The sequence below is a fragment of the Staphylococcus sp. B1(2026) genome, from assembly GCF_058895785.1.
On sequence record NZ_JBZXTS010000016.1, the window covers coordinates 18,237 to 31,331 of the forward strand.

Consider the following 13,095-nt stretch of genomic DNA (forward strand, 5'->3'; position numbering starts at 1 on the left):
CTTCTAATTCTATTTTTTTCTGATAATTGTATAAATAATACCTGCTGAAACAAAACCTGCAATCCAAGAAATATCATTAAACGCACTCAATGCTGAAACAAATTGTCCTACAATTGCTAATGCTAAACCAATTAATGTGGCAATATAGGCTTGAACATTCGTACCTAAATATTTACTTGTCTTATTCGTTTTATCCATATATAGTTCATTAATATCAATTTCTTTTTTAGATATTAAGAAGTATTCCGCAATCATTACACCACCTACTGGTCCTAAAACTGAACCAATTAAGTTTAAGAATAAGAAAATACTATCAGCATTTTCCATCATCTTCCATGGCATAATTAACACACTAATAATCGAAGCAATAACTACGCCTGTTTTGTAATTAACATTTTTAGGGAATAAAGCAACTAATTGATAAGCTGCTGGAATAATATTACCTGTTGCATTAGTAGAAATTGTTGTTAATAAAAATACTGCCATTGATAAAATGATTGCTGGTAAACTATCCCATTTTTCTACAATCGTTAAAACATTCCATTCTGTTGCACCGTAGTGAATTGAACCACCGATTAAAATCGCAACACTTGAGAAAGCAAAAATTGTATAACCTACAACTAAACTAGCTGTTTGTCCAAACATTTGTGCCTTAGTTGATTTAGCTGTTTGTGTAAAGTCTGCAACACTCACACCCGGTGCAGCCCAAGTTGATAAAGTTGCAGTAATAATGATTAAGTATACCATCAAACTAGAATGTGGATGTTCAGTCTGTACTGTATAATTTAAAATATTACCAAAACCGCCTGCAACACTAATGGCCCAAATTGTCATCCCACCAAACACGATATAAATAAGTGGATTTAAAAACAGTGTGAATTTATTTAAAATACCTCCACCACCTAAACCAATCGCTACATTCATTAAACAAAATAGAGTAAATGATATCCATCCTGGTACTGATAAACCTAGAAATGAAGCTTCACCACCTAATGTACTAAATCCAGGGAAAATTTTACTAATTAAAATTTGTAATGCTAATGAACCTGTATAGTTTTGCAATCCGAACCATGCAATTGCAGCCACACAACCTCTTAAAAACCCTGGTAATTTAGAACCAGTAACACCATAAATTGAACGTAAATGCATTGAAAATGGAATCCCGTATTTAGAGCCTGCATAACCATTGAAAGCCATAAATGCACTAACAACAAGCGAACTCAATATAATAGCCAACATAACATTAATAGGTGATAATCCTAAGAATAAAAAACCACCCACTGCAGCATAACTCGGAATATTATGGATGGACCCCATCCATAAAGTGAAATAATTTAAAGCTGTTGTCGTCTTTTGTTCTTTTGTTCTAGGTAATAAATCGGCATTATATCCACGTGATAATAATGTATCTAATTGTGTTTGATATATATCACTATGTTTTTTATCCATCTTATTAACCTCCTCGTTTTTAACTTCTTCACTTAAGTGTGCACATCTTGAGTAAGCGTTTACAGTTTATCATAATAAATCCCTTCTTTAATTAGACAATTAGTACATATCTAAGTAACATATTTGTTGATAATGCACAAGACATGAGACAGTTACTGAACTACTGTTTAAATTGAAATAACTTTAATAACTATTATTCATTAAAATTTACTATTATAAGATAAAAACAGCCTTACGCGTACTACAAAAATACGCGTAAGACTGCTTAATTAAATTCTAATTACTTTTGTGCTTCTAATTGCTTCGATGTTTTTTTAAATAATGTGAAAGCGATGAAAATAAAAGCTAAAACACATGAAGCAACTAATGAGATGAAACCTCCATCCCAGCCAAATAAATCTACTAATTTTCCTAATACATAACCAGAACTTGCTGAACCGATTAAATAACCAAATAGACCTGTTAAGCCTGTTGCTGTACCAGTTGCTACATTAGGTACTAAATCGGCTGCCTGTAAACCAATCATCATTACTGGCCCATAAATTAAGAAACCAATCGCGACTAAACAAATATTATCTACAAGTGGATTACCTGCTGGATTTTGCCAATAAACAACTACTGCAATTAATACACCAACTAAAAATAGTAACATTGGTGGTGCTCGGTGACCTTTAAAGACTTTATCACTTAAATAACCACTCGCTAACATCCCAAAAATACCTGCATATTCATATAAAAAGTATGCCCAACTTTGTTTATCAATCGAAAAATGTTTAACTTCTTTTAAATAAGTAGGGGCCCAGTCAATAATACCATTACGAACAAAGTACACAAAAATATTAGCAATCGCAATTGACCATAAAAATTTATTATGAATAATATATTTCATAAAAATATCTTTAGAAGATAATTTTTGTTGTGGATCTACTGAAGTAATTATTTTTTCATTTTTCCAAACATCAACTGGTGGTAAACCTAGAGATTGTGGTGTATCTTTCATTAATATGAAAGTTACTACTGCTAACATAAGTGCAATCATTGCTGGTAAATAAAACAGTGATTGCCATTGTCCAAAGATAGCTAAACCTATCAAGGCTAATGGTCCAATTAAACCACCACCGACATTATGTGAAATATTCCACCAACTCCACCAAGAACCACGCTCTGATATTGAAAACCAGTTTGTCATTGTTTTAGCACCAGGTGGATATCCCATACCTTGAAACCATCCATTTAAAATAGCTAAAAACATCATCACAGTTAATGAACTTAATACTCCAGGTACTAAACCAAAAACTAAACTGACAATGGCAGAACCAATTAAACCAATAGTAATAAAGTATTTAGGATTACTACGGTCTGAAACATTCCCCATAACAAATTTACTAATACCATATGAAAACGATAATGCCACAGATACTGTTCCTAAATCTGCTTTTGTATAATTATAAGTATCAATTAAATAGGGCATTGCTAATGAAAAATTTTTACGAATTAAATAGTACGCTAAATACCCAATAAAAATACCCATGAAAACTTGCCAACGCAAAGCCTTATATTGTGCATCTAATTCTGCACCTTGACTCGGTCGTTGACCAAATAATGATGTAATACGCGACATTTTATATATCCTCCTAATATATTTTAGTTACTTGTTAAGGTTATCATTGTTAAAACAACTCGTCAACGGTCGTTATTTACTTTAAATACATTTTTGTTATTTAATGTGTTATTTTAAACTTATTTTTTGTATAAATATGAAAAAAATTAAAGTGTTGACGACAAAATCGTCAACACTTTAATTTATAGAATTATTTTATCCTTATACCACACTACAGTCTTTTTCAACTGTTCAGTTAACTGACCTCCGGCTTGCCAGCCTAAATATTGATTAATTTTATCAACATTCAAAGCATAACGTACATCATGCCCTGGTCGATCTGTTACAAATTTAATTTGTGCATCGACACCAATGAGCTGTGCTAGGTGATCAATTAATTTAAGATTAGTCATCGTTTGATTCGCACCGATATGATAAATTTCATGTAATTGACCTTGTTGTAAAACCACATCTAATGCTCGTATTGTCTCACCAACATATATCCAATCTCTCGTTTGTTGACCATCACCATATACTGGAATGCTTGTATTAGTCAATAATGCTTTAATAACAACAGGAATGAATTTCTCTTGATGCTGATTTTCTCCAAAATTATTACTACTTCTAACAATAATTGTAGGTAAATTATACGTTCTTTCATAACTTTGAATAAATAAATCTGCACTTGCCTTACTCGCTGAATAAGGGCTACTTGCTTTAAGCGGCGAACTTTCTACAAATTCACCACTTAAAGTATCCCCATAAACTTCATCCGTTGACATTTGAATGAATTTTTCAACTGGATATTGTTTAATACATTCTAATAAATTCACCACACCTTGCACATTGCTTTGAATAAAAGGCAAACTATTGTCAATACTTCTATCCACATGTGATTCAGCTGCAAAATTAATGACATGGCTAATTTTATAGTCCTTAAATATCTGTAACATTTGTGAACGTTGACTAATATCCGCTTCAATAAAATGATAATGTGGATGCAGCTGATAGTCGATTAAATAAGAGGGATTAGCTGCATAAGTCAATTTATCAACATTAATTATCTTTATATTAGAATATTTATTCAACATATATTTAATAAAATGACTCCCGATAAAACCTGCACCACCCGTTACTAATAGATTCATTGGCTCACCTACACTTCAAAAGCTTTATCAGCATTCAAATAATACAATACTGCATCTACTTGAATATTAGACTGATAAACTGCTAACATTTGATAAATTGCTTGTTTATATAATAATAATTGCGGTTTATAAAGTTCTATTAAATCTTCATCTGTACGTTGTCCAATTCTATCTGATTTAAAATCAATAATCACATAGTGCTGCTGATCAATTTGTATCAGACAGTCAATGATACCTTGTATTAATATTGTTTGTTTAGTTTTTGGATAATCTAATCCAATGTAAACACCTTGCTGTTCTGACACTTGTAAGACATCGACATTATCATTTAAATTCACTAATGGCACACGACTAATAAATGGATACTCTGTTTTAATCGCTAAACTATTTAAAATTTGTTGATAAATAGCCGATTGTGTAAAGCGATATAAAGTTTCTATAGACGTTTTATGTGCCTGAAACTGTACACCTAACGCTTGATCAATTTTCCCATTCATTATCATGTCATCAATAAAACTAACAAGTTGTTGTTGATTTACTATCACTTGCTTAGCATTAATTAATAATTCAATGACACGATGAATTATTGTTCCACGTTCAGTAGCTGATAACATTATTTCTTGGGTAATGTCATCTTCTTCTAAATGCAATTGTTTATATTTTAAATATATTGGCTGTTCATTTTCAGTCAATTGTTGATGCAATTTCTTCAAACGTGAAACACCAAATTTAGAAGGCAATGCCAATGTTTCACTGTCAGGTAATGTTTCAACAAATTGTTGAGCTGTATGATGTTGTAGGGCTTCATCAAATTGCTGATTAAATGTAATTTGCGGTACTGCTTCATTAATCACCCACTGTGCTTCACTCATTGTTTGTTGTTTCGCTACAGTGACACGCCAATTTGCACGACGTTCTGTCGTATGATTTAACTCCCATATCGCTGGTTGTTCTAATGGTGTTTGCGACCAAGCTGTTGGATGCATACGAACCACAGGTAAAATAAAATCTAAATAATGTTTAGCCTTATATCTTTGATACGGATGTACTTTATGGTCTTGAACTAAAGTGTTTGGCAGTAACAAGTGGTCATGATCATCGTGCTTAATATTTTTAACACCTGCCACAATCGTAAATTTATATTCAGCACGTGTTAAGGCAACATACAGTAAACGTAATTCTTCTGATAACATTTCTTTACGTTCTTTATAAATTAAACTTTGTAAAAAAATTGTTTTAGTTTTTGTATTATGAATATCATCATAATATTTTAAAGCAATACCATCCTGTTTATTAATTAAATAATCCGACTTATAGTCTGCTTCATTAAACTGTTTCTCCGCACCGACTAAATACACATATTTAAATTCCAATCCTTTTGAGCCATGAATCGTCATCATATTCACAACATTTTGTTTCATAATATTTGGTGGTTGTCGATCTTGTTTTTGCGCTAAAATATTGTCTACATAATTAATAAAATTAGTTAAATCCGTGCCTAAATAATTTGTTTCATATTCTTCTACAAATGATTTGAATTGTAATAAATTTAATTGACGTGTTTTACCGTCCGTCAAACCTAATACACGTTGTGGATAATGATATTGTTGATAAATATACTGCACTAACTCACTAATCGCATTATTTTTACCATACTCTCGCCATTCAGCAATACTATCAAACACTTGACGTAATTGTTGAGATAATTGTTCGATGACTAAAGCATCTACATGTTCAGGTAACTCAATGGATGCTAATTGATAGGCGACTCGACGTGCTTGTACAGCAAATTCACCTTTTGGTGATAATACACGAATATACGCCAATTGTTCATCACTTAAAGCAAATAAAGGACTACGTAAAAGTGCCACTAATGGAATATCTTGGTTTTGATTATCAATCACACGTAAACAACTTAACATTGTTTGCACTTCATCAGTTGCCATAAAACCTTCTTTTAACGGGCTATAAAAAGGCATATTATATTTTGCAAAAACACGTTGATAAATAGGTGCTGATTTTACTGAACGTTGTAAAATCGTAAAATCACTATATTGTAATTGTGGATTTTCTGTAACTAATGTTTTAATCTCCTGCGCAACATATTCAGCTTGTTGCTCAACTGATGACACTTCTTCTTCGTCTTCTTCAACATTCACATTCAGCAAAACAAGTTCTGCATAATCTTCAACTGTCGTATTAGCAAAAGGCACTGCATCACTTTTTACTTGTGGATAATATAAAGCTGCATGATTATCATAACTCAATTCACCAATGTCTTCATCCATCAAATGATTAAATAAATAGTTAATGCTTTCTAGCACCGTATAATGACTACGATAATTCTCTGATAAATGAATTAATAAACTATTTTGCAATTGATCTTGTGATGTTTTTAAAATTTCAACATCTTGTTGAATATCATAATACTCAGGTAATGTTAATGGATAATAAGTTTGTGCTTTATCAATAAATAATTTAGGATTCGCCTGTCTAAATTTATAAATAGATTGTTTTAAATCTCCTACTCTAAAAAATGTAGCTTGTTGCTCATGGCGCACTAGATTTAAAATACTTTCTTGTACTTCATTCGTATCTTGATATTCATCTACATAAATTTCGACAATATTTTTTTGATAATCATAAGCTAAATCACTCGGCAATAATTTGCCATTATCATCATAAAGTAAACGTCCTTGTTCATCATGTTGTGCTAATAAATTTAAAGCAAGCTGTTCAAAATCTTGAAAATCAATGATATTCATTCGACGTTTTTCACTAATAAAATAGTAGTGAAACGTTTCTAAAGTCACTTTTAACACTTTAACTAAAGGTAATAAAGTTTGTTGTTGTTGCCATGATGCTGCAATGTTTTGCCCACAGTACCATTGAATATCACTAGGTGATTTGTCTAATTGGTCAATACTATTTTTAAACTCATCTATCGCGTCATTATAAATTTGTTTAGTTTCTAATAGTTCTTCTTTACGACTCATATCTTTCTTCACAGTCCATTGTTTAAAGTTTTTCAAACTGTCTTGAACCGATTCAAAGATTTGACTACATGCTAATAAGTCTGATTGTTGTTGACATCGATGCAATTCAAACATACATTTATCAATGGTTTTAATATTATTATCTATTGCTTCAATGATTTGGCTTTGTAGATGCTCTTCTTTATTATTCATTACATCTAGTAAAGTCGAAGTTTTGGCTTGCTCTAAATGATTTAATAATTTCTGGCGTACATAATCTAAATATTGTTCAATTTGAGGTAACATCATATTTAAAATGACATCTTGATAGTATAGCTGTTCATGTTCTGGTAAATAATACTTATCTAAACTTTCTTCAACCCATTTTAATGGATCAGGTGTACTTAACATCTGATTATATAATTTGAAAATAATTTTATTAAACTGACTATCATCTCTGTCACCACTTAAAAATCGATACAATTGATAAAAGCCTTCAGTCTCTTCTAACAAATGATAAACCTTAGCCATTGCCGATAATCTTGCTTCTTCTAATTGTTGATCATTTGCAATTTGATGGTCTGGATTTAAACTATGTAATTGATCATTATAATATTCTTCGATTTGATAATAATGTTCCTTAATAATACTTAAACAAAATGCATGCAAAGTAGAAATCGGTGCTTGTGTTAATTCTATTAATTGTTGCTTTAAATACAATTGCCCTGCCACTTGCGTTGCTTCATCATCAAAATGTTCTGGACGAAAGTGATGTCTTAATTGCTTTTCAATTCTCATTTTCATTTCTTTTGCTGATGCATCCGTAAAAGTTACGACTACAAATTGGCTAATAGATAAATTAGGCATCTTCTCATCAATATAACTATCAAATATTTGAGCAGCAATACGTTCAGCTAACACTTTTGTTTTACCTGAACCTGCAGCAGCCGAAACTAAAATATCATGCTTTTTAATATTCATCGCTGCCCATTGCATGGGCGACGCTTGTTGTATACGTTGTGGTTTAGCTGCTATATTAATCATTATTTTCACCTCCTAAAACATCTTCTTTATTAAGATTTTGAATTTTTATTATTTGTTGTGGATATTTTACTTCATCAAATAAACAAATCGCTTGATATTCATTAAAATAAGTTAATTCTTTTTGTTTATATTGCACCGCACTCAATGTAATATCTCCTTGATAAATACGATTAATGATTTTAACAATTTCACCCATGACAACTTGATATAGTTGTGTTAATTCATTAGGTGAAATGACTGCTTTCCATGAATTTTTATTTAAACTACCATCTTTATTCGTTTTAATGTTTAAAATGCTACCATCATTTGAATGGTCATGATTCAGAACTTGCTGATCAGTCGTCGCTACTGTTAAACCTTTTAATTGATATAATTTAACTTGTTCAGCTAATGTTGGATATTCAACAGTATCTACCGTTTTATTATTTAAATAAAAATAATACATACCTGCTGGTTGATAGTCTGTTAATTGCGGTATAAATTGTGTCATCCATAAATAAGTCACTAATTGTAATTGATGACCACTTGCTAACAATTCCCATTGTAATGTTTTGTCACTAGATTTATAATCGATAATTTGCAAACTTTGATCTTTTTGATTAATATCAATACGGTCAATTACACCACGTAAGGTAAATGAAGGTATATGATCTATGCCTAACAAAGCGGTTAAACGTTGACCCGCTTCATTTTGTGCTTCCAATGGCACTTTAAAACTATATTCCACACTATATTTCTCTTCAATTAATTGACGCTCATAATCACTAAATGGATGCTGATAAGCTTCTACACTAACGACTTTAGTTAATAAATCAATAAATTGCTGGTATTGTAATTTTTGCCCCTCTAATAAATGTGTCATCAAACTATCTTGTGCTATTTTGTCATTTAATACTGTCGTCACTAACGCTTCTATGGCATTTTGATCTGGTATCACTTGACGCTCAGTATGTTGGTTAATCATTGCAATTATTCTATTATCTGATAAAACTGCATGCCATAATGTTCCCATCTTAGCACTATCCAATCTTATTTGTTCTCTCGGTTTTAATCTTAAACCATATCTTAAAAAGTAAAGATAAGGGGACTGATTATACGTTTCTAATCGCGACACACTATATTCTGTATTATTTTGATACAACAATTGTGCCACTTGTTTTGACAGTGATTTCGGTAAATGACGATAATTTAAAGATTGATAAATCGCCTCACCATAAACTGGATAATCGATTAATAATTGTTGATAACCTTGTAATAAATGCGATTGTTGTGTTAATAATTGTTGTGCCAAAGTTAATTGTTGTTGATTATAGGTAGCTGTTTGATCATCGGCAATCACTAATTGATGCTGATAACTCACATCTTTAATTTGTTGTAAATAATGATTAATATATCTCATCAATTCATAAGGTGTTGCAGCCGTTGTTAATACTTGTGATTGATACGGTTGATTTAAACTAATAATTGCGGGTGTTGTCACAATTGAACAGTCAGTGAACATACTCTGTAGACGTTGTAAATAAGGGGATATGCCTTGTTGTACACCTGCTAATGTTGATACCGTATAACTCGCTGAAATTGAACTTCGAGCTGATGTTAATAAACGATAAGCTAATAATTCTTCATCTACCATTAATAAATATGCCGATTGATGATCTTTCAATCCTAATTGATGCAACTGCAATCTATCTTCATCTGTTAATAAACTATGTGTTGCCACTTGATGTGGTAAACTATCACTATTTAAACCTAACAGATACACATGACGTTTATTTTTTGATAAAATTCTATCAAAATGACTCGCCATCACATAATTTTGACCACTCGGAATCGTATCATAAGTAATAACTTCTAAAATCGTCGACAATAAATCAATAAAATCATCATTATTTATTTCAACATCACCTAAAATATCATGTGATTGTTCAAATAATAATATTAATTTTTGCCATACTTGATGATCTCTATCCATTGTTTCTTTTAATTGTGCTGCTAATTTTTGTCCTTTAACATGACTTAAACGCACTTCAACTTTTGAAGCAATTAAAAACTGATAAATGACACTTATATATTGACCTACAGTCGTTACTTCATCAAACATACAAGATGCTTGCTCATTAATAAATACTTTAACAATAGCTTGACGAATATCTTCATATTTTTGTGCTTTATTAGATAAAAATTGATAGCTCTGTTGTGATTCTGCTGTTGTTGCCTGTTGTGCTTTTTTGTCAAAGTATTGTGGTTGCCCAAAAATATAAGGTTGTTGCCACTGTGCTTTTGTTTGCACATTATATTTAATCATTTCATTTTCTAATTCGTCTAATTCATCATAAACACGTGTTAATAAATAACCAATACGATAACTAAATTCTTCTACATCATATAATGCTTCATCAGTTTGATAAGCTTCAAATTGTTTGTCTAATTCTTTTGTTGTTTTTATCCAGTTATGACGTGTTGCTTTAGGTAATTGTTCGATAGCTTGATAAAATAATGGCTGCCATTCATTAATAGTTAATTTTTCATTTACATCTATAGTCATTGCTTGTGTAATCATTTCAAACAGATAGTGAATAATCGAACGCGAATAAGTCATTAAACCTGTTTTAAAAACACCTAAAATATTTTCACTACGCCAATCACCATTCGCTATTCTTAATAATTTAAATAGTAAACGAATTAAACGATGATTTTTAATATAATGCTTCTCACTAATATCTATTGGTATTTGGTAATGATGGGCCATTTCAGTCAATACTGAGGCATACTTATCACTATCACGATACATAATCGTAAAATCATCCCATGATAATAATGGGTCTTGTTGCATTTTTTTAATTATATCATGACCCACCGCAGCCACTTCATCAGCGACTGTTTGATGTTCAGAAATCATGACATGCTGATGCCCTAATTTTTTTACGCTATTGAATTGATCAAAAGACGCTGAAATATGTTGTAAAGCTTCATTATCAAAACGACTATATGGATTATCCTCGTCCGATAATACTGCCACTTGATAATCACCTTGTTGATGACGCATCATATATTTAACTATTTTTTGTTGATCCAATACTTGCCAAATTTCATGTACTAATTCTTGTTGTTGTTCTGTAATTAATTGATAATTAAGTGTTTTAACTAGCGTAGTTAATTTAGCATCCATTTCTAAATATTTACGCCACATTGACCATTGATATTGAGAATGCTCTAATTGTATATCATCTAATGGCTGATACACTTGTCCATCTTTTAATTTTAATAATTCTACTGGATAACTTTCGGCAATAATAACTTGTTTAGCTGCTTGAATTAACTCACCAATAAAGCGATACTCTAATTCACTAAAATTATAAAAGTCTGTAATATATACAGTACTTTGTGCAATCATTGGATTTGTTTTAATATATTTCAAAGCAAGTTGTAAAATGGCTTCATTATCAAATGCATTTTCACGTGAAACACATAAAGTTTCATATTGTTGATAAATTAATAATAAATCAGATAATCTTTCATTAGGCTGATGTGATAAATCTTCTGCCAATTTTTCAACAGTTATCCCATATTGTTTAAATGCTTTAATTTGATTAATCATTTCATTAGTAAAATGATAACTACCTGCCATTGTATGAAATACACTTAAATGCGCTTTAATTTCTAAAATTGCTCTATGCATTAATAAAAATTGACTACTTGAAGTCAATACTTTTACTGGCATTTGCCCAGCCTCTTGTAAAATTTGTCTTGCCAAACGATTAAAATAAGTAATATCTATTTCAGCTAATGTCGATAATCTTTCTGATAGCTGTGCTTCAAAACTATATGAATATTGTTGCGGTGCAATCACTAATATCGGTTCAATAGCTAATAAACCCTCTACTAATTGTTGTTGCCTCATTGCCACAATTTCATCTATAATTAAAGCCGTTTTACCATAGCCTGGTTTTGCATATATACGACGTAAATTCATCACTTTACCCCCCTTTATTCTATATAATTATACCATCTAATGCATACTAAAAAAATCTTTATATCCTTCATTAAACAAAGGCTATAAAGATTTATTTTTACTAAACTAATTCTTCTTCAATAACACGGAAATATTTTTTACACATCACATACATCATTACACCAAAGAATATCCCTATGAACACACCTACACTACCTAATACTAACATGTGCTTCATTGAAATAACTTCACCGATAATATTTTTAGAACTAATACTGAAAAAAATCATGATTGTACCAAAAAATATCCCACTAAAAGCACTTCTATATTTTAAATTTCTTAAAGCTATCTTATAATCTTGCACTGACTCATACTCTCTATATAACATTTTATTTTTATCTAATTTCTTTGTCACTATAAAATTATTGACGATAAAAATTATACCTACTCCATAAGTCGCTAATGTTAAATAACCATACCAATAAATATCCCATATCAATAAAATTTGTAACATTAGCCATACGCCCCAATATAAACTCACATAACCTTTAGCCATTAATTTATAAATTTCTTGCTGTTGATATTCATCCTTATCATTCATATCGCCGCCTATCATAAAGTTAAATAATTTATCCATTAATTGTTTCATATCACATTCTCCTTATCTTTTTCTAGTTGTTATTAATTTAAGATCTTTTTTACTTGCCTGATACCCACCATATACAATAAATAGCGTGGCAATTAAACTAATTGGTACTGTTATCACTAATGGCCAACGATATAATGAAATTAACATAACTATAAAAAATAACATACCACCTATCAGCGCGCGATGTTGTAAATTTTTAATCGCTTGCTGGTAGTCATCTTGATGATAATAAACTAATTTAATTAATTTATATTTTTTGGTTTGGGTATACTAATATA

The 13,095-nt window shown here is 30.7% G+C and carries 7 protein-coding genes; all 7 read right to left on the reverse strand.

Going from position 1 to position 13,095, the window contains the following annotated elements:
- Window positions 1-9: 9 nt before the first annotated feature.
- Entirely contained in the window at window positions 10-1,449 is a 1,440-nt protein-coding gene (allW, locus tag AC5EAH_RS04140) for an allantoin permease (protein ID WP_493493497.1), read from the reverse strand.
- A 280-nt stretch (window positions 1,450-1,729) separates the two neighbouring features.
- Window positions 1,730-3,070 (reverse strand): phosphoglycerate transporter protein PgtP, encoded by a 1,341-nt coding sequence (gene pgtP / locus AC5EAH_RS04145; protein ID WP_493493498.1) that lies wholly within the window; start codon window positions 3,068-3,070, stop codon window positions 1,730-1,732.
- 182 nt (window positions 3,071-3,252) lie between these two features.
- Window positions 3,253-4,197, reverse strand: coding sequence for a dTDP-glucose 4,6-dehydratase (gene rfbB, locus AC5EAH_RS04150; RefSeq protein WP_493493499.1), 945 nt, complete (start codon window positions 4,195-4,197; stop codon window positions 3,253-3,255).
- An 8-nt stretch (window positions 4,198-4,205) separates the two neighbouring features.
- Window positions 4,206-8,216: a UvrD-helicase domain-containing protein gene (locus AC5EAH_RS04155; protein WP_493493500.1), complete on the reverse strand. Its 4,011-nt coding sequence runs from the start codon at window positions 8,214-8,216 to the stop codon at window positions 4,206-4,208.
- A complete protein-coding gene (locus tag AC5EAH_RS04160; protein WP_493493501.1) occupies window positions 8,209-12,189 on the reverse strand; it encodes a PD-(D/E)XK nuclease family protein in 3,981 nt (1,326 codons plus the stop codon). The genes AC5EAH_RS04155 and AC5EAH_RS04160 overlap by 8 nt, the downstream gene beginning before the upstream one ends.
- Window positions 12,190-12,289: 100 nt before the next feature.
- Complete coding sequence (locus tag AC5EAH_RS04165) at window positions 12,290-12,817, reverse strand: hypothetical protein (RefSeq protein ID WP_493493502.1); 528 nt, start codon at window positions 12,815-12,817, stop codon at window positions 12,290-12,292.
- Window positions 12,818-12,829: 12 nt separating this feature from the next.
- The gene (locus tag AC5EAH_RS04170) at window positions 12,830-12,982 is read right to left on the reverse strand and encodes a hypothetical protein (RefSeq protein WP_493493503.1); all 153 of its coding nucleotides are present in this window, start codon (window positions 12,980-12,982) and stop codon (window positions 12,830-12,832) included.
- Window positions 12,983-13,095: the final 113 nt, after the last annotated feature.